Annotated in this window: 16 protein-coding genes; all 16 read right to left on the bottom strand. The window is 36.0% G+C overall.

All coding sequences use genetic code 11. The features are described from left to right. The coding region (locus tag DWW96_RS12320) for a glycoside hydrolase family 16 protein (RefSeq protein ID WP_147339830.1) at nt 1-1,819 on the bottom strand (1,819 nt) is incomplete at its 3' end. A gap of 155 nt (nt 1,820-1,974) precedes the next feature. Continuing rightward, entirely contained in the window at nt 1,975-2,163 is a 189-nt protein-coding gene (locus tag DWW96_RS12315; protein WP_117910620.1) for a transposon-encoded TnpW family protein, read from the bottom strand. Nucleotides 2,164-2,286: 123 nt separating this feature from the next. Then, on the bottom strand, nt 2,287-3,552 hold the full coding sequence (locus tag DWW96_RS12310) for a plasmid recombination protein (protein WP_117910619.1): 1,266 nt from the start codon (nt 3,550-3,552) through the stop codon (nt 2,287-2,289). 181 nt (nt 3,553-3,733) lie between these two features. Then, nucleotides 3,734-4,756, bottom strand: a complete 1,023-nt coding sequence (locus DWW96_RS12305; protein ID WP_199522697.1) for an AAA family ATPase — start codon at nt 4,754-4,756, stop codon at nt 3,734-3,736. After that, entirely contained in the window at nt 4,737-4,928 is a 192-nt protein-coding gene (locus tag DWW96_RS12300) for a hypothetical protein (protein WP_054325471.1), read from the bottom strand. Before DWW96_RS12300 ends, DWW96_RS12305 begins: the two co-directional genes overlap by 20 nt. 388 nt (nt 4,929-5,316) lie before the next feature. After that, nucleotides 5,317-6,009, bottom strand: coding sequence for a hypothetical protein (locus DWW96_RS12295; protein WP_054690455.1), 693 nt, complete (start codon nt 6,007-6,009; stop codon nt 5,317-5,319). Continuing rightward, on the bottom strand, nt 6,006-6,566 hold the full coding sequence (locus DWW96_RS12290) for a sigma-70 family RNA polymerase sigma factor (protein ID WP_071428839.1): 561 nt from the start codon (nt 6,564-6,566) through the stop codon (nt 6,006-6,008). The genes DWW96_RS12295 and DWW96_RS12290 overlap by 4 nt, the downstream gene beginning before the upstream one ends. A gap of 340 nt (nt 6,567-6,906) precedes the next feature. Continuing rightward, nucleotides 6,907-7,212 (bottom strand): TnpV protein, encoded by a 306-nt coding sequence (locus DWW96_RS12285; RefSeq protein WP_347496384.1) that lies wholly within the window; start codon nt 7,210-7,212, stop codon nt 6,907-6,909. After that, the gene (locus tag DWW96_RS12280) at nt 7,209-9,329 is read right to left on the bottom strand and encodes a recombinase family protein (RefSeq protein ID WP_117599152.1); all 2,121 of its coding nucleotides are present in this window, start codon (nt 9,327-9,329) and stop codon (nt 7,209-7,211) included. The genes DWW96_RS12285 and DWW96_RS12280 overlap by 4 nt, the downstream gene beginning before the upstream one ends. Nucleotides 9,330-9,800: 471 nt before the next feature. Beyond that, the gene (locus tag DWW96_RS12275; RefSeq protein WP_117910617.1) at nt 9,801-10,376 is read right to left on the bottom strand and encodes a hypothetical protein; all 576 of its coding nucleotides are present in this window, start codon (nt 10,374-10,376) and stop codon (nt 9,801-9,803) included. A gap of 24 nt (nt 10,377-10,400) precedes the next feature. After that, nucleotides 10,401-11,468, bottom strand: coding sequence for a hypothetical protein (locus DWW96_RS12270; RefSeq protein ID WP_117910616.1), 1,068 nt, complete (start codon nt 11,466-11,468; stop codon nt 10,401-10,403). A 461-nt stretch (nt 11,469-11,929) separates the two neighbouring features. Continuing rightward, complete coding sequence (locus DWW96_RS12265; RefSeq protein WP_117910615.1) at nt 11,930-12,775, bottom strand: MetQ/NlpA family ABC transporter substrate-binding protein; 846 nt, start codon at nt 12,773-12,775, stop codon at nt 11,930-11,932. A gap of 138 nt (nt 12,776-12,913) precedes the next feature. Continuing rightward, nucleotides 12,914-13,573: a methionine ABC transporter permease gene (locus DWW96_RS12260; protein WP_117910614.1), complete on the bottom strand. Its 660-nt coding sequence runs from the start codon at nt 13,571-13,573 to the stop codon at nt 12,914-12,916. Beyond that, entirely contained in the window at nt 13,563-14,594 is a 1,032-nt protein-coding gene (locus DWW96_RS12255; protein ID WP_022088256.1) for an ATP-binding cassette domain-containing protein, read from the bottom strand. The genes DWW96_RS12260 and DWW96_RS12255 overlap by 11 nt, the downstream gene beginning before the upstream one ends. 269 nt (nt 14,595-14,863) lie before the next feature. Then, on the bottom strand, nt 14,864-15,775 hold the full coding sequence (locus DWW96_RS12250; RefSeq protein WP_117910613.1) for a LysR family transcriptional regulator: 912 nt from the start codon (nt 15,773-15,775) through the stop codon (nt 14,864-14,866). A gap of 138 nt (nt 15,776-15,913) precedes the next feature. After that, entirely contained in the window at nt 15,914-18,910 is a 2,997-nt protein-coding gene (locus tag DWW96_RS12245; protein WP_117910612.1) for a discoidin domain-containing protein, read from the bottom strand. Nucleotides 18,911-19,082: the final 172 nt, after the last annotated feature.

The raw sequence follows: 19,082 nt of genomic DNA, 5'->3' as shown, positions 1-19,082 counted from the left end.
TTGTAGTCGTTTCAGAAACCTTTGTTGTCTCAGGTGCTTTTGTTGTTATCTCATCTTTTCCTGTAACATTAACTGTACCTGAAATTTTGTCTGATTCGATACCACCCTTTATCGTACACACCTCTACTGTATGACTTCCTACTGAATATCCTTCAAATCTATATTCTGCACATCCTACAGTTTCTTTTACTTTTACTCCATCTATATAGATATTGTATAAATTTCCAACTACATTTCCCCATACTACAGAAATAGTATTATCACTTGGACAATTTACCACCAAACCAAATGGTTTTTCAGGTTTATTACCACTAGCAGTTGTTGTTTCTGCAATTTTTGTAGTCGTTTCAGAAACCTTTGTTGTCTCCGGTGCTTTTGTTGTTATTTCTCCCGAGCTATCTGAAATAGTAAAATCTGTTACTTTTAAAGTCGTCCCTGCAGCTACTTTTCCAAGTGCAAATATAAGCTCTGCGTTTCCTTTTTCTGATGTTATAGTTCCTGCAAATATGTTTTTGCCATTTGTTAAAGTCTTTCTTTGTAATTCAATTCCATCCGTATCATTTTTAAGCAGAACTTCTGCACCTGCCTTATCAGACTCTATTGAAATGGAATAATTATATGTTTTCCCTGCATTAAGGCTAAGTGCATTTGTCTTTAGTTGTGCTCCCCATTCTTCGCTTGCATTGTTATTGCTTCCAATATAAACTTCCAAATCATTTAAATCTGTTCCGCCCTTATAATAGCCTGATGTGCCTGTCCAAGAGCCTGCGAACAAATAATTCCACTGCCCTATATTATGCATATTACCATCATTATTAATTGAAGTCATACTTGAAAATCTGTTAGTTGTAGTTTCAGGCTGAGCAATGCCTTCTTTTTTATTCTTAATTGAAAATGAAGCATCATTTCCCTGAAAAACTCTTACATAATCAACATACATTGTAGCATTTGTAAAATTTGCACTTACAGTCTGATTCAAAGTAAATGGTGAACTATTGCTTCCTAATGCCAAATTTAAAATAATAAAATGGTCTCTCTGAAACTCATCCATTTGTTCACTTGAAATATTCATTGTCTGATAGCAAATACCATCAACATACCATTTCATACAATCCTCATACCATTCAATTGCATATGTATGCCAATTTTCAATTGTATCTATTGCTCCAAAACTGTTTGTTGTCTCACTACCCGCATAAACATGTTCATAATTAGTTGTACTTGGATTCCAATGTAGTGTACCAATTACCTGCGTTTCTGCATTTCTATGTTCCATAATATCAATTTCACCGCATGACGGCCATGGTGACGCACCATATGCGCCATTCCAATTATTACCACTCGCATTATAATTTTGACCTAACATCCAGAATGCCGGCCATACACCACTCTGGCTTCCATTTTCAACACGAAGCTTTGTTTCTATTCTTCCAAATTTACAATATTGTTTATTCTGAGTCTGAATACGTCCTGATGTATATTCACTTCCCTCTTTCTGTGCCTTTATTGCAAGTGCTCTTCCGTCACTCGAACCCGAATCAGAAGATAAATCTGCAATGTAAACGTTATTCGTGCTATCCGTATAGCGCTGTAATTCATTATTTCCCCATCCATTGCTACCATGTCCAATATCATAATTCCATACACTTGTATCCGGTGCCTGACCAACAGTCTGATTAAATTCATCACTCCACACTAATTTCCATGAATTTGAACCCTGATTTGAATTAACTGCTGCATCTGCATTAGAAGGTGTAAATACAATCCCTGATGTAACTAAAGCAACAGCTGTTATAAATGCAATTCCTTTTTTAAACATATTAAATAATCCTTTCTTTTTTATTTGTAAATCGTATAAACCATTTTAATTTTACCACTAAACCATTTAAAATAAAGTATCTTTATTTTATAAAAGCTACATTTTTTATAGCAACGAGCCACGTTCTAAAACAAAACCCCTCGGGAACGAGTTTGTCAAGATGATTTTTGTAAGTTTTCTAAATTCAAATATTTATCTGCTGAAAAAACGCCTAACATCTCGTGTCGGCATATTTCTTGAAACACCGTATTCAAAGGCTTCTTCGCACTTTCCGATTGCTTCACATTGACAATAAAAGTTGTTTTGCCTATTCGCGTTGTATAAGATAAAATATTCTCTTTCATATAATCATTTTCTCCTTTTCATAAATTGATTGTGGGGCATTCCGTTTGGAACACCCCACAAATACAGCCTGTTTCATCGGAACATATCAAGAAGTCATTAAGTCGTGAGTATAATGGAAAAGGTTATCTTTCCATACCTCGCTTGCTCTTTCGTGCCTTGATACGCTCTTGTCTTTCTTTTTCCCTTGCTTCTTTTTCGGCTCGTTCCTGTGCTTCCTTAAAAGAAAAAAGTTGCTTCACTTTTTCGGTAAAAAGTTTGGCAACTTCGGGGAAATGTTCCAACGCTTCAAGAAAAGGTCTGCACTTTTCTTTCAGTTCGTTGTATTTGGTTTTCATTCGTTCCAATGCGTTTGCACTGTCCATATACTTCTGTCGGTAAAAATTTGCACTCTGCTCAAATTTTTTGATTTCCGCACGACTTGTGATACCCTCTTTGGCAAGGGCAGTCAGCTCAGAATAGTCCTTTTGGGAAATTGCCATTTTGCCTGTGAATGTTTTCTGTCCCATACTGTCAATCTCGTTTAAGGTTTTGGAAATATGACGGGCAGGCTCATACTTAACCTGTTCCTTTTGAATACGCTTCTGCAACTTCTCCAATCGCTCTTTGTCCTGTTGGATTTGATATTGCAGGGAAGTTAAATGCTCGGCTGTACTTCCGTATTCGCCACGCTGAAAGCCTTTGAACCCTTGCTCCGTCATATAATTAAACAGTTCATCTTGCAGTATGCTGTACGAAGCTCGAAACATAGGCTTACCGTTCTTCCTTAACAACGAATTTCCTTTTTCATCGGTCATCGGAATATCTGATTTCCATTTCTTTGAATGGCTAATCTGATTAACCACTTCCTTGACTGTTCCTCGCAATTCGGGGTCTTTGCAACGCTTACTCCATAGAATTTCTTTCTCCACCACTGGCAGAACTATAGCGTGAAGATGATAATGGTAAACCTCTTTTCCCAGTTCCTCACTTGCTACTATATTGATTTCATCAGCGTGCATTACTGCCGATATAACATTGTCAGCACCGAATTTTTCTTCAATGAAATGGTAGGCTTCTTCATAAAACTGTTTTGCGTATTCATAACCACCATTACGCTCGAAGTACATCGTGTTCACATCAATCACAATCTCATCAAACAGCGTTGCGTCTTTCCTCAACCCACGAAGCGACACTTGCCCGTCTGTTTCCATCTGCTTTAACTGTTCCATATAGGTCGGGGCAGTCGGCTTTTTGAAATGCACATTAAAAGGTATTCGTTCCACAATCACATTCATATTTTCATAGGTTTCATTCTTGCGTTCGTTGTGCCTTTCAGCCTTGCTCACATCAGAAGCGGTGTACTTTTTTACCTTTGCACAACTCATATCCGCCTTATTGGTTTTTGCCATTTTTCTCTCCTTTCCAGACAGGGCGAAGCCATTACACAACATTCTCTGAATGTGTGTAACCCACTATGACACTTTCAGACTTCGTCTGCAAAGATGTCGTGGGCAAGGGAGTTCCCCCCTTGACCTCCTTTTGATACCTCCATCATAAAAACAGACTGTCCCGCCATCAGACAGCCTGCTTTTATTCTCTAGGTATATCGCCCATCGGCAAAGACCAGTACCACAGAAAGCCTTGTTTTCGGGAGATAACTCCTGCTTTCTTCTTTGCCTTTTTGATGGTCGATTTTTTTAACCCAGCGGCTTCAAGTCTTTCTTCGCAATCCGAAGAAAGCATTTCTCCGTCTTTCAGCATTTCCAAAAGAAATTCTTTCGCCTTGATTTCCTTTTCGTTCGGTCTGCCCATTTTGGGTGCGAGGGATTGGAACGCTTCTTCTGCTGTCATTTCCATTTCAGAGATAAAGTCCACTCCCTTTTCTGCCACCTCAAAAAGAATTGCCGAGCCTGTCGGGGCAAGGTTAGATTTCACTTGCACCATATATCGTTCCGCTGGTGCTTCTTTGTTCGGTGTGCGTGTGATTGCAAGAATACTTCTTGCAGCACCCGCAATATCAATCGAACCGTTGGTGCGATAAAGAGGATTTATATCTCTCATCTTGTTCATATGGGCGATAATCACGATGGCACAGCCAGTATTTTTTGCAACTGCAATCAAGTGATTAAACTCTGCCCTTGTTTCGTTGGCATTGTTCATTGAACAGTTCTCTCCGATATAGGAACTCATCGGGTCAAGAATTAAAAGTTTTGCGTGATACTTTTCGATTGCTTCAGCAATACGGTTATCTCCAAAGGATAAAGACTTTTCATCTTCCTTGATGAAGATAAGGTTTTCTCCGTTCCCACCGGCAGAGTTAAATCGGGGTACTACCGTATCGTCTGCATCATCTTCCGTTGTCTGATAGATGATAGTCATAGGCTCATTTTCTTCCGTTTCAGTAAAAGGCAGAGGTTCGCCCTTAGAGAGCAGTGCGGCGATTGACAGCATTAACTTGCTTTTTCCATCGCCCGGATCGCCCTGCAACAGCGTAACCTTGCCGTACGGAATATACGGATACCACAGCCATTTCACTTCCTTCGGCTCAATCTCACTTGCCTTAATAACTTCGAGAGGGACATTTACATTCATTTCATTTTCCATTTGCTTCATTTTTCTTCGTTCTCCTTTTCGATAAATACTTAGGGCAAAGCACCACGATACAACGGAAACTCTGCTTGCAGTCATTACTGCATTTTCTGCAAAGTTCGTTGTAGGTAATGCGATTTCTTTCGTTCAGAAACAATGCCCAATCTTGTTTCCGTTTCTTACTCATTCTCGGCATATCAATCCTCCTTTCCGTCTGAAAATAAAAAAACCACAGGAAAGATACTCAGAGCCTTGTTTCTGTCATTTTTCGGGGCGAAAATCGGGCAAAATTGCCTTTCTAAGCCTTTCAAAAAAATCACGCAAGGTATTTGTACTAACCTGTGGTTATGTATGAAATTGTAGGGTTTGGGGCAACAAAAAACACCGTATTTCTACGATGTTTTCTGTCATTCAAGTAGCAAAAAACGTGACCACTAAAATTATAATCATAAGAACAGGCAAAAAGCGAAGATACCGTTCTAATAGAGCTTTTTAGACTTGTTTTTTGGGGCTTTATATTACTTTCCCTATTTTTTAAGGGTATAGGGTGTTACATCAAGTTCTTAGTATATGAAATTTGCAGATTATTCTTGGATTTGGCTCAAATCAAATGCACCGTTCTCAATCAACTTCAAAATTGTGTCTGCCAAGTTGTTTTTTACAGTTTCACTTTCATTTTCAACGCCAGAATACTCTACATAAATAGTGTTCTCTCCCATATCAAAGGTTGCATAATATATTACGGTTTTGACACCTTGACTATTTGACTTTGTTACGAAATATCCTGCGTTGATATCAACGCCGTCTACACTTGAAGTGATTGTATTTCCATCAATGATAGTATCTAATAGATTTACACCCTGTTTAGAAACTACCATTCTTGTATCATCAATTTTTCCCTCAAAACCCAGAATATTATGATTGTCAGCATCAAAATAAGCATCTGCGGTAACAGGCAAGTCTGCAAAAAGCATTTCAATTTCAGCATCGCTCAAAGGTCTTGTTGTTACATTTAAGTTAATTGAAGATTGTGATAAGTCATTTTTAACAAAAGTAATTGTTTCTCCATCATTCAGCGTGGCAATATCGTTTTTTGTACCAAACAGATTGCTTTGAAAAACTCCCACTCCAATCACAGCAACGAGTACGAAGCAAGCTGCAACAGACACCCATTTTTGCCGATTAGTTATTTTACTTGTTTTTTTCATAGGTTCAGCCTCCTTAATATACTGATTATCGACATTTCCCAATGCCCTTAAAAGTTTCTTTTCTTTCATACAGAGATACCTTCTTTCTCTAACAATTTTTTGAGTTCGTTCCTTGAACGAAATAATGACATCTTGATTTTGCTCTCGCTCATACCATATTCCGTTGCAATTTCTTTAATGGGCGATAAATACCAATATCTTCTCATAAAGATTTTTCGCTGTTCTAATGACAGGGAAGAAAGAAAGCGGTTGAGAATATCCGTTAGAGCGATTTCTTCAACAATGTTTTCTGTACTATCCAACGATGGTATGCACTCTTGTATTTCATCAAAAACCAATGGCATTTGCCCACCATTACGTTTCTTTGCATTAAGCAGTTCGTACCTATCCAAAGATAGGTTGCGAGTAATCTTCCCTAAAAAAGTTTTTAGGACAGATGGACGGTTAGGCGGTATGCTGTTCCAAGCTCTTAAATAAGTATCATTTACACATTCCTCGCTATCTTCGTCATTGTGAAGAATATTAAAGGCTATGTATCTGCAATACTTTCCGTATTTTTTTGAAGTTTCGGATATAGCAGCTTCGGAGCGCTCCCAATATAAATCTAATATCTGCTTATCATCCATAGGCTTCTCCTCCTTTCCCTTGTATTAAGGCCTTTCACCCTAATAAACGGGAAAAATGTGTCAAGCGTCACTTAAATTCAAAAAATATTTATTCAAAGATTAGCTTTCATTTTTTGAAAGAATATAATAAAACAGCAAAAGGCTTACACCTACAAGTCTCTTAATATTCAATGCGGAAAATTACAATTCATCACTCTCATTTTAACACATCATACCATCTTTATGAACTTTCAATTTAACCACTTCCATTACACTCACGACTTAATGACTTCTTGAATACTTCCCGAAAAAGAAAACTGCCATCAGTAAAGACAGCAGTTCCTTTTCGGCTGGTATGCTATTAGGAATACACAATATCGTTCAATACAATCTCATCTGCACAGGCTCGGATATTATTCATCAATCCGACCCATCTCATCATATCCTCCGCTTTCAGTTGTTCCGTCACACCTTGTTTTCTTGCCATTTCCTTTATCAGATACTCCGCCATATTACACGCCGAAGTATCAATTTCAGCAAGGTGTTCATATAACTTTCCGCTTGTAAGCAGATTGCAATATAAGACTTTCCTATGCTCCCTCAAATATCTTTCCCTCATTCTTCCGTATTTTGTGAGCGTAGGCGGTTCTTCGTTTTCTATCGTCAAGCAGGGATAGTAATAATCTCCGATGAGTTCGTACTGGATACCAGTTCTTTCGTCTGTAATAAATCTTTGCATTCTGATTTCTCCTTCTGCTTCTTGTGATAAAATTCCAAAGACTTCTCGTTATGGTTTATCTTTTGACATTCTTCGGAACAGAATTTCTGCTGACTGTGTGTAGGCCAGTAGGTACTGCCACACACAGCACAGACACGCTGACGATAATAATGATTTCCTTTTTCAGCTTCTCTGTCGGCTTTTGTCTTGTCCTGCCTTGCCTGATAGCAACAATCTTTTGAACAGAATATCTGTCGGTTACTTGTAGGCACAAACTCTTTTTGACAGTGAGGACATATCTTTGTCTTGACGATTTCTCCACCGTTTTCAGCGAGTTTTTTCGCCTTTCGCTTCTCTCGGTAGGCTTTTTCACGCTCACGCTGTTTTGCCAAGCGTTCCATCTCAATCTGTTCTTCCTGTGCCTTTATTTCAGCAAGTTCTTCTTCTGTATAGGCAATATCGACCTGCCCGACATAGTTGAAGTAAATATCAACCTTTTGTGTCCTTGCTTTTCCCACACCCTCTGCTTCATAAACCACAATCTTGTCAATGAGTTCAGCAAACATCAAATCGGAAATTTCTGTCGGCTCTTTGCACTTGCGAATTAAAGAAATGAAATGCTTAATATCAACAGCATTTACTTTTTCTTCGGTAAGTTCCTTTTCCATTTCCTCAATCTTCGTTTCCAGCTCAGCCTGTTCGTCATCGTACTGCTTCATCAGTTGCTTATACTGTCTTTCGGGCAGTAATCCCGAAACAAGATTTTCATACAAGCCACGAATAAGTTTAGACAATTCATCGTATCGCTTCTGAAAACGGTGCAATTCCGATTTATTGTGCTTTGGCTTTTCTGTCTGCTTTTCATTCCAAAGTGCTTGAAGTTCCTTTGCAAAGGCTTCTTCGTCATTCAGAACAAATCTTGATAATCGTTTGACAGCCGATAATATCAAGGCTTCAACATTATCAGCACTAATTGAATGGGCAGAGCAGGAGTTTACTTTGCTTGCATATCCGCCGCAACGGTAAGAATACTGCACCGAACGGTCTTTTTTACTGTAATGCGTTTGCAGGGTCATTCTTCTGCCACAATCCGCACAGTACAGATAACCGCTTAAACGGTTGCTATGCGTTCCTCTTGCCGCTGTCCTGTTCGCTCGTTTCTTTCGCTTCTGAACGCTGTCCCAAAGTTCCTGCGAGATGATAGGCTCGTGCGTATTATAAAATACATACTGTTCATCTTCATCGGTATTCTTTCTTTTGTGCAGTTTGAAATTGGTGCTGACCGATTTACGCAAAACAGTATGACCGAGATATTCCTGTCTGCTTAAAATCGCTCTTATGGTTGACATTCCCCAAAGATACGGGTCTGAAAACTTTGTTCCGTTATACTGTTCGGGGTGATATTCCTTTGCGTGTGCAGCCGGAATTAAAACCTTTTCTTCGGTAAGCAATTCAGCGATTGCTCTCGGACTTTTGCCCTCGTTGGCAAGCAAAAAGATACGCTTTACCACCGCAGAAGCCACAGGGTCAACGACAAGCGTTTGTTTGTCGGTTGCTAATCGGTTATATCCATAGGGAATTGAACCGCTACAACGCTTTCCGTCTTTCATACGGGCGTCAAACACAGCCTTGATTTTATTGCTTGTGTCTTTTGCGTACCATTCGTTCATTATATTCAAAAATGGGGCAAAGTCATTGTCAGAAGCATTATTGCTGTCGATACTGTTATTTATCGCAAGGAAACGGACATCTTTCTGTGGGAACAGAACTTCCGTATAAAAACCGACTTGCAGATAGTTTCGCCCTAATCGGCTCATATCCTTAACAATAATCGTTGCGACATTTCCTGCTTCTACTTCCTTAATCAACTCCTGAAAACTCGGACGATTGAAATTTACACCCGAAAAACCATCGTCAGTAAAATGACGGATATTCGTAAAACCATTTCTTCGGGCGTAATCTTCCAAGTATTGCTTTTGATTGGTGATTGAATTTGACTCACCATTAAGATCATCATCTCTCGACAAACGCTCATAGAGTGCTGTAATCTTTGAACTCCTTGACATTCTCTTATCCTCCTTTCCTTATGTAATCCGATTTAGCATTACAGGGATTACTCCCTCTGCTAATAGGAGAAAATAGGGGTACAAAGCGGAACTGTTTTTCAAGAAAATCAAAATATTTTTTTGAAGTTCCAAGACCGATTTTGATAGCCTATTTCCAATTTAGAAACGCATTATTTATCGTCCTACTAAAGTATAGCCCTCTGGTGTAAGCTTGCTTACAAACCAGAGGGGTTTTGTTTTAGAATATGGCGACTGCCTAAACGAAATAGATGCGCAGCATCTATGAGTTGGCTCGTTGCTATGTTGCTTTTCGTTTTCTAATACGACACTGCCTAAACGAGTTTGTCATTTTTAAATAAAAAAGGTTCATTGAAATTTTGTTTAGTCTCTCAAAAGTCAGACTTAAAAATCTAACTTTTCGTAAGCTATACAATTCATTGAACCTTTTTATTATTATTTTGTTTTATTTCTTTATTTTACTTTCTTTATTTTGGACCATTTTCCATAAAGATTTACACCATTTTCTTTTCTATATCCTCGAACTTTTACATAATAAATTTTTTTATTTTTTATGTTTTTAATTGTAAAATTAATTTTATTTATATTTAAAGTTCTTGTTGCTTTCGCCTTAAATTTCTTTGATGTTGATATTTTTATCTGATATCCATTAACACTCTTTAAGACTTTAAGCTTAATCGATATTTTATTTAATGCTTTCTTTTTTATTTTTTTAATTTTGGCTCTTTTAATAGTTGCATTAACACATTTCTCATCAGATATAACAACTGTTGTTACATTAGTTTCTTCTTTTTGCTGTGTCGTTACTTTTTGTGTTGTCTTTTCTGTTTCTTTCTGTGTATCTGATTCATAATTAAGTGCTGTTGTTGTAAATTCGTTCTGCCATGGGAAAGTTCCTTCATCACCATTCTTTTCTGTTTTAACTATTTCCCCGGCTCTTGCATTTGCAGAATACAACAATCCGCTTCCCATTATCACTGCCATAGCCAATAAAACCCATACATATGTTTTTTTACTAATATTACTCATGTCTTTCACCACTTAAAAGTCTGATTATATATTCTTAACTTTCTTTACCTTACTCCATTTTCCATATACTTTCTTTCCATCTACAATCACATATGTTCTTGCCTTAACAAAATACTTCTTACCGGCTTTCAATTTTTTAACAACTGCCTTTGCCTTTTTTGTGTTTATTGTAACAGTTGTTTTCTTTTTAAATTTTTTGTTTAAAGAAACCTTTACCTGATAACCATTTACTCCCGCAACTTTTTTAAGTTTAACTGTTGCTTTTTTTGCTGATTTTTTCTTAATTGCTTTTTTGATTACAGGTGCTGTCTGATTATTTACTGTATATACATTTGCTCCACCAATCGTAGTCTCTGTTGCTGTTGCTGTAGAAATTGCAGAAGTTCCACCTACACTTGTTGGCTGTGCATTTGAGTTATTATTTGTTGTTGCATTCTGTGTTGTTGTTTCGTTCTGATTTGTAGTTATTCCCGGTGTTTTTTTTGTTGTAGTTGTCTCAAGCGCCTTTGTTGTAGTTGTCTCAGGCGCCTTTGTTGTAGTTGTCTCAGGTGCCTTCGTTGTTGTACTTGTCTCAGGCGCCTTTGTTGTTGTTTCAGGTGCTTTTGTTGTTGTCGTCTCTGGTACTGTTGTTGTTTCAGGTGCTTTTGTTGTTGTCGTCTCAGGTGCTTTTGTTGTTGTTTCCTGTGCCTTTGTTGTCGTCTCTGGTGCTTTTGTTGTTGTCGTCTCAGGTGCCTTCGTTGTTGTAGTTATCTCAGGCGCCTTTGTTGTAGTTGTCTCCTGATGCGATGTTGTAAAAATATCTTCTCCCCAATTATCGCCATTTCCTTTTGTTGTAACATCTACAGTTGTCGTCTCAGGTGCAGTTGTTGTGAATTCATCATTCCATGGGAATGTTCCTTCATCTCCATTGTTTTCAGTCTCACCTGCATAAAATTCTGCCTCCCAAGGAAGTGTCCCCTGGTCTCCATTAACTTCAGATGTAGTTCCCTCTGCATATGTAACCTTATGTCCAAATCCACACATTACTGTTCCAACTAATGCAGTTGAACAAATTACCGCCATAACTTTTTTCCATGCGATTTTTGAAATCATTATTAATACCTCTCTTCTTCCACATAATTATTTTTTATTCTAACATTTATCGCTATAATATTCAACGAAATTTGATTTGGATGGTTGGATGTTGGATGGTTGGATGTTGGATGGTTGGTTTTATGGTTGTAGATTGTGATTTGTAAACTAATATATGGACATATGTTGGTTTGTATATTGTAGATATATTAATTTGTGGGTTCACTTGTTATTTTTATACTTATTTGCCCTACAAAACTTGTTTTTTCCTATTCTGTAGAGCTTCATGGCTTCCTGTAATTCATTTTATAATTACTTCTTTATGATTTCATTTCATTCTTTTCAAAACAAAAATAGGTAAAGGATTTAATTATTAAACAAATCAATATCTAATCCTCTACCTACTTTATTTTATTAAAAGTATAACTCTAAATTTCTGATTATATCTTCATATGACACCATATCATTCTAATATTATATGATTATTCCCCATCGTATGCAATAACAGCGCCCTGATATTTTTCTTCAATAAACTGCTTGATTTCATCTGATTTCAAAACATCAACCAATGCTTTAATCTTTTCGCTATCTTCATTTCCTTCTTTTACGGCTATTACATTTACATAAGTTTTAGCTGCTTCTGAGTCTGATTTTTCATAAGCTAATGCATCTTTGCTTACTGTGTAATTTGCCTCAAGTGCATAATTTCCGTTTAATACTACAAATGCTGTTTCATCTACAACTCTTGGTACCTGTGCTGCTTCTAATTCTACAATTTCAACATCATACGGATTTTCAACAATATCGTTTACTGTAGCTTTTATGCCTGCTCCATCTTTTAATTTAATTATGCCATTATCCTGTAATAATAAAAGTGCTCTTGCTTCATTTGTTGTGTCATTAGGTACTGCAATTTTATCGCCTTTAGCAATATCCTTTAAATCTTTTTTTGTTCCCGGATAAATTCCAAATGGTTCATAATGAATCTTTCCTGCAATTGCAAGATGTGTTCCTTTTTCTTCATTGAACTGCTCTAAATAAGGAATATGCTGAAAATAGTTTGCATCAAATTCTCCACTTTCTACTACGTTATTTGGCTGAACATAATCATCAAATACTTTTACCTCTAATGTGTAACCCTTCTTTTCAAGCAAATACTTTGCCTCTTCTAGAATCTCTGCGTGAGGTGTTGCTGAAGCTGCAACTGTTATCTTTTTATCATCACTTGCCTTTGCTGAATCTTTACTATCACTCTTTGCTCCGCATCCTGTTAATGCTCCTACTGCTAAAATTCCTGTTAATACTACTGCTAAAATTTTCTTTCTCATATATTTTTCCTCCTATTCTCAAACTTAAAAGTTATTAACTATTTGTTATTTAAAATTTGTTTATATTAATTAATTTTGCAAAATTGTTTAAGTTATTAATTTATTTTTACTAATTAGTTTTTTATTTTATATTTTTGTCTATTTTCTTTTATCAAGTCTTGATGCAACTACCATTCCTACTGACTGAAACACCTGCACAAGAACTACTAATAACACAACTGTTACAATCATTATTGCTGAATCATATCTGTAATATCCATATCGAATTGCAATATCACCAAGGCCTCCGCCTCCGACAGTTCCTGCCATCGCTGAGTAACCAAGAATTGTACCTATTGCAATTGTTGCTCCTGTTATAAGGGATGTCCTTGATTCTAAAATCATTACCTTAACAACTATTGTAAAATCATTTGCTCCCATAGCTCTTGCCGCTTCTATAACTCCATAATCTACTTCCTTTAATGAAGATTCAACCATTCGTGCTATAAATGGGATTGCTGCTACTACCAACGGTACAACTGTTGCCGACGAGCCATAACTCTGTCCCACAATTAATTTTGTTAATGGAATTACTAAAATTAACAAAATAAGAAAAGGAATGCTTCTTACAATATTTGCTATTATGTCTATCACTTTATATGCAGCTCTATTTGGTTTAAGCCCATCTTTGTCAAATACTGCTAACAACACCCCCATCGGCAGTCCAAATAAATATCCAACGGTTGTAGACAACAATGTCATATAAAGCGTTTCCAATATTCCATTCAAAATCATATTGTTTACTTCACTACTCCACATAATTGTCCACCTCCTCTATCTCTAAACCTCTTTCTATCAAATATTCTTTCATCTTTTCTACATTATTGCTATCTTCCTGAAATCCTAATATCATTTCTCCTTTAGCAACTCCACCAACATTTTTAGTATTGGCTTTGAGAATATTTACCGGTTCATTAAATTGTAAAATCATATTTGCAATTACAGGTTCAAATGATGAATTTTCTGAAAATACAATTCTTACATTCTTCCCTTTGCTGATTTTTGCTGCCACCTTTCCTGTATTTTCAATATCATTTCCCAAATCTCTGCTAATAAGTTCTCTCGCTACATCTGATTTAGGGTGTGTAAATATTTCTGATACTTTTCCATCCTCAACAACTTCCCCTGACTTCATAATTGCTACATGCGAACAAATCTCTCTGACTACTGACATCTGATGTGTAATAATTACAATCGTTATTCCAAATTTCTGATTTATCTCTTTAAGCAAATCGAGTATTGACGCTGTTGTCTGCGGATCTAAAGCACTTGTTGCTTCATCACAAAGAAGAATTTTAGGATTTGATGCCAATGCTCTTGCAATTGCAACTCTCTGTTTTTGTCCTCCTGAAAGCTGAGCCGGATATGCTTTTGCCTTATCACTAAGTCCTACAATTTCAAGTAATTCTTTTGCTCTTTTTCTAGCCTCTGTCTTTTTCTTCCCATGTATATAAAGTGGAAAGCATATATTTTCAAGAACACTCTTTTGCATAAGCAAATTAAAATGTTGAAATATCATTCCGATATCTTCTCTTTGCTTTCTAAGTTCTTTCTTAGAAAAACTACCAAGTTCTTTTCCTTTAATAAAAATTTTTCCCTCTGTTGGTTCTTCCAAATAATTAATACATCTTACTAATGTACTTTTTCCTGCACCGGACATACCAATGATTCCATATATATCTCCCTGCTCTATTGATAAATTTACATTTTTCAAAGCCTGAACATTTCCATCTTTTGTAGAATATGTTTTACTTACATTTTGAATTAATATTTCTGACATGCCCTCACCTCATTTCCATTTTCAATCTAATCAGCATATATACATTTTTCTGTATCTAATCAACTTGTTTTATTAATATAATTAAATTAGCACTTTCTATGTACTTTTTTAACTTTATTAAGTTATTATATATTGTGACTTAATTTTCTTTGTTTCAATTGTTTTATTCCTTATGTTTTCAAAGTATAGCACCTTAGTAGAAATTGTGCTAATCGAAAAAAATACAGCTTGTTATAGGTTTTGTCTATAGCAAGCTGTATTTAATCATGTTATTCTAATGCTTTATCTTTAAATTTACTTATTTCTTCCAAATATTTCCTTCCCAAAGGACTTACCGTTACTCCTTTTCTTACGATATAGCCTATAGTCATTATTTCATCCGACTTTAACTTTACCGCACAATACTCTTCTCCATTTAATTCCTCGCAGATAATTCCTGAGCATAATGTATATCCATTAAGCCCAACCATAAGATTAAGAAATGTTGCTCTGTCATTCGCCTTAATAAGCCTTTTATAACTATAAGTACTTAATACTTCTTCTGCAAAATAAAACGAATTATTTTTTCCCTGGTCAAATGATAAGCATGGATATTCTTCAAGTTCTTCAAGCGTAACCTCTTTTTTATTTGCCAATGGATGATTTTTCCACAAATATGCATATATATGACACTTTAATATTTCATGAAATTCAACACCTGATTCCTTAAAAAGCTTAGTTAACACTTTTTTATTAAAATCATTTATATATAAAATACCGATTTCACTTTTGAAATTTTTTACATCTTCAATTACATCATAAGTTTTCGTTTCATGAACTTCAAACTCGTATTCATCCATACCAAACTGCTTTACCATTTCCACAAATGCACTTACTGCAAATGTGTAATGTTGCATTGATACACTGAATTTTTTCTTTGATTCTTTTTTATCAATATACTTATTTTCTATTAAATTGTATTGTTCAACTACCTGTCTGGCGTATCCTATGAATTCCTCTCCCTCCGGAGTAACAGATATTCCTCTATTAGTTCTTCTAAATATTTCTATTCCGGCTTCTTCTTCTAATTCTTTAATAGCCGCAGAAAGACTAGGCTGTGATATGAACAGATTTCTAGCCGCTTCATTCATTGAGTCTGAATTAGCAACTGTTATTGCATATCTTAACTGTGTTAAAGTCATAACTCCTCCTACTTTATCAAGTTTCTTTTTTCAATGACTTCATTTTAACATATTTTTTCCTTATGATTCCATACAATTAATAAAGCTACCGACAGAAACTCTGCCGATAGCTTTATAGTTTAATGAAATATTTAGAAATTAATTGTTTTTAACTTTAACAACTTTGCTCCACTTGCCATATACTTTGCTTCCACTTACTTTCTTGTAAGCTCTTGCTTTTACGTAATATGTCTTGTTAGCTTTTAATTTCTTAACTGTTACTTTAACGCTCTTAGCATTAACTGTAACTGTTGTCTTCTTATCAAATTTCTTGCTTGTTGATACCTTAACCTGATATCCTGCTGCTCCATTTACCTTCTTAAGTTCAATTGAAGCTTTCTTTGCTGATTTCTTCTTTGTAGCTTTCTTAATAGCAACTTTCTTAACTGTAACACTTGCAGGAGCTACTTTTGTTGCAGGAGCTGTTGTTGTAGTTATAGGTGCTGCTGTTGTAGGTGCTGCTGTTGTAGGTGCTGCTGTTGTTTCAGGAATATCTGCAATTACACCTTCTACTGTAATTTCTGTATCTTTCTTAATTTCAATCTTGTATGTTCCATCTTCTGCTACAACTACTTCTACACCATTAGCTTTAACAACCGGCTTACTATCCTTTGTATATCCTGCTGCTAATTCAAGCTTAACTGTATACTCTGTTCCGTATACAACACTTGCTTCATCTTCTGTTGTTAATGTATATCCTGTTCCATTTGTTAATGTAACATTTAACTTTCTACCTGTTCCAACTTCTACTTCTGCATCTTCAGATGTATTGTAATTCTTGCTGTTAGCATATCTTACAAAATACTTTCCTGCTTTTACATTAGCAATTTCTGTTCCTGTAACTGCTGTGTATTCTTCATCGCCTTCAGCTCTGTATTCCATTTCATCTGTAACACCTGTAATTTTACCATCAGCATTTTCTTCTAATGTTGATGCAACTGTTTCTATTCCTTCAGGTGCATTTCTGTCTGCTTTAACGATTTCAAATTTAACTGTCTTTGTTGTTGCCTTAGCTTTGTTATCATCGCTCCAGTAGAAATTATCAGCATCCTTTAATGTAAGCTCAACATCATATGCTCCTACATCAATTCCACCATCATTCTTTGTTACTTTGTATACATCTGTATCTTCAATATCAGCTACAACTGCTTCGCCAGTATATGATTTACTTTCAATTACAGGTGCATCTACAGCTGTCTTTGTTGTATAAACCTTAGCATCATCAACTGTTACATTTAAGCCTACACCGATTTCATTAATTACATAACCCCATCCGTTGCTACCGCCTGAAACAGAAATCTTAACGTATCTTACTCCTGCTTCTGTGTAATCACTTAATTTATCTAAATTAATAATATTTAAGTCAGCTGTTCCTGCATTGTCTTTCTTACATGAATAACCATTATTTTCTGCTACAGTTGTATAGTTTTCACCATCTAATGAAAGTTCAACCTTAGTATCTGCTGCATATGTTCTTGGATTAGAATATCCTAATATTAATTTTTCAAACTGTGATGGAAGATACGCATCTCCTAAATCAAGTACAACACTTGCTTCTTCTCCTGCAGCTGTTCTAATTGCAGCGCCACTATCTTCACCACTTGCAATGTTTCCATCAATTGCAACGCCTGCATTTTCAAGTGTATATCCGTCATTGTAATATGATGAAATGTCTATTATCTTAGCTTCAGGATTATTATTAGTGTTTGCAATATTATTTGCTCCTGTAACTAATTCAGAGATATCTGTAACTTTTACTGTTTCTGTTGCTTCAATCACATCTGAAACATCCATATCATCACATACGGCTCTTGCTGTAATTGTATATTCACCTGCATCAACACCTGTTGCTGTGTATGACTTTCCGGCTTCAACATTATCACCAATTACCTTGTCACCTGCATATACCATATATTTATATCCTGCTTCAACCTGACCTTCTGCTGCTTCAACAGAATATGTAATAGAATTGTATGCATCAGATGTTGCTGTAACTCCTGCAGGAGCAGATGCCTTTTCCATTTCTACAGGTCCCTGTGGATTTTCTGAGAATACAGCAATTTCTGTAATCTGTGTTCCCCAGTTAACTGCCTGATTTACATTTATTCTTACTTTTCTAACATTTCCCTTAAGGCTATCTTTGTCAAGTACCTTAGCGACCATGTACTGAGAGCCATCTTTCTGGTCTGTAGATGCTCCTGCCGGGTATTCTGTTACAGATGCAACCGTCTTAAATGTTGTATCCCCGAACTGAATATCGAATCCGTTTGCCGGATATAATTCTGCCTGACCATTTCTAAACCATACTACTACTTCATCAATACTTGAAGCTGCATATGATTGTCCTAAATCTACTTCAAAATATCCCGGTGTTTTAACACCAACATAATTACCATTCCACTTATCCCAAATACCATCTGTAAGTGTTGTTGAATCATTGTTACCTTCTTTATAATTACTTACTGATGATGATTTCTGATATGCAAGGTTTCTATCTGTTGTAAGCCATCTTACTTCATCACTAACCGTTGCCTCTTCAACAGTAACATCTGTTACAGTAAATGTCTGTCCCGCCTTAACTACGCCACTAAGATCTTTAGTAACCTTAATCTGTCCGTTTTCATCAGCTATTGTCGTTTCTTCCCATGAATTTTCTGTTCCATCAACTGTATACTTAATATTATATTTATAGAACTTTCCACCTTCTAAATTACCAAAAACCTTTTCAAGCTGTAGTCCCCAAGCCTGGGCTGCAGTATTTATAACATATACAGATACTGTTTTCTGTCCATCAGCTCCATCTTTAGCTGCTGCTGAAACTCCTGACCATGAATTGCCTGAATACAGATTCCATTCTGAACCATCTACATCATTCTTGTCTCCAACTTTGTAGATTAAATTCTCTCCCAATGGATTCCATCCTTCATTAAGTAAGGTATATCCTTCAGGAACAGCTACTTCTCCATCCAATAAAGCAATTCCATATTGATCTGCCGCACTAACATTCTTTACCTGATAGCCTGTAGCGCTTGTAACAACCATTGCTGCCACAAGACCATATGAGCAGGCTAACTTAATTCCTTTCCTAATTTTCATTTTATTGTCTCCCTTCATAATGTGCTACACATTTATTATGTGCCCCAATGTTGTTTTAAATTTTATCATAATTATGTGCACATTTCAACAATATCACAGTTTAAAAAACATTTTTATTGTGCACATTGCACAACATATTTAATTTTCTTATATTTGTTATTTTATTGTGCAA

The organism is Eubacterium sp. AF17-7, assembly GCF_003461285.1.
Taxonomy (GTDB): domain Bacteria; phylum Bacillota; class Clostridia; order Lachnospirales; family Lachnospiraceae; genus Eubacterium_U; species Eubacterium_U album.
The sequence above is the reverse complement of the archived record's forward strand: the minus strand, read 5'-3'. Positions and strand labels throughout refer to the sequence as shown.

What these genes read in the sequence shown, in the direction of transcription:
- DWW96_RS12255 (WP_022088256.1), bottom strand. Translation starts at nt 14,594, where the DNA reads ATGTCAGAAATATTAATTCAAAATGTAAGTAAAACATATTCTACAAAA.
- DWW96_RS12300 (WP_054325471.1), bottom strand. Translation starts at nt 4,928, where the DNA reads ATGCCGAGAATGAGTAAGAAACGGAAACAAGATTGGGCATTGTTTCTG.
- DWW96_RS12245 (WP_117910612.1), bottom strand. Translation starts at nt 18,910, where the DNA reads ATGAAAATTAGGAAAGGAATTAAGTTAGCCTGCTCATATGGTCTTGTG.
- DWW96_RS12290 (WP_071428839.1), bottom strand. Translation starts at nt 6,566, where the DNA reads ATGGATGATAAGCAGATATTAGATTTATATTGGGAGCGCTCCGAAGCT.
- DWW96_RS12250 (WP_117910613.1), bottom strand. Translation starts at nt 15,775, where the DNA reads ATGACTTTAACACAGTTAAGATATGCAATAACAGTTGCTAATTCAGAC.
- DWW96_RS12295 (WP_054690455.1), bottom strand. Translation starts at nt 6,009, where the DNA reads ATGAAAGAAAAGAAACTTTTAAGGGCATTGGGAAATGTCGATAATCAG.
- DWW96_RS12260 (WP_117910614.1), bottom strand. Translation starts at nt 13,573, where the DNA reads ATGTGGAGTAGTGAAGTAAACAATATGATTTTGAATGGAATATTGGAA.
- DWW96_RS12315 (WP_117910620.1), bottom strand. Translation starts at nt 2,163, where the DNA reads ATGAAAGAGAATATTTTATCTTATACAACGCGAATAGGCAAAACAACT.
- DWW96_RS12305 (WP_199522697.1), bottom strand. Translation starts at nt 4,756, where the DNA reads ATGAAGCAAATGGAAAATGAAATGAATGTAAATGTCCCTCTCGAAGTT.
- DWW96_RS12270 (WP_117910616.1), bottom strand. Translation starts at nt 11,468, where the DNA reads ATGATTTCAAAAATCGCATGGAAAAAAGTTATGGCGGTAATTTGTTCA.
- DWW96_RS12310 (WP_117910619.1), bottom strand. Translation starts at nt 3,552, where the DNA reads ATGGCAAAAACCAATAAGGCGGATATGAGTTGTGCAAAGGTAAAAAAG.
- DWW96_RS12280 (WP_117599152.1), bottom strand. Translation starts at nt 9,329, where the DNA reads ATGTCAAGGAGTTCAAAGATTACAGCACTCTATGAGCGTTTGTCGAGA.
- DWW96_RS12265 (WP_117910615.1), bottom strand. Translation starts at nt 12,775, where the DNA reads ATGAGAAAGAAAATTTTAGCAGTAGTATTAACAGGAATTTTAGCAGTA.
- DWW96_RS12275 (WP_117910617.1), bottom strand. Translation starts at nt 10,376, where the DNA reads ATGAGTAATATTAGTAAAAAAACATATGTATGGGTTTTATTGGCTATG.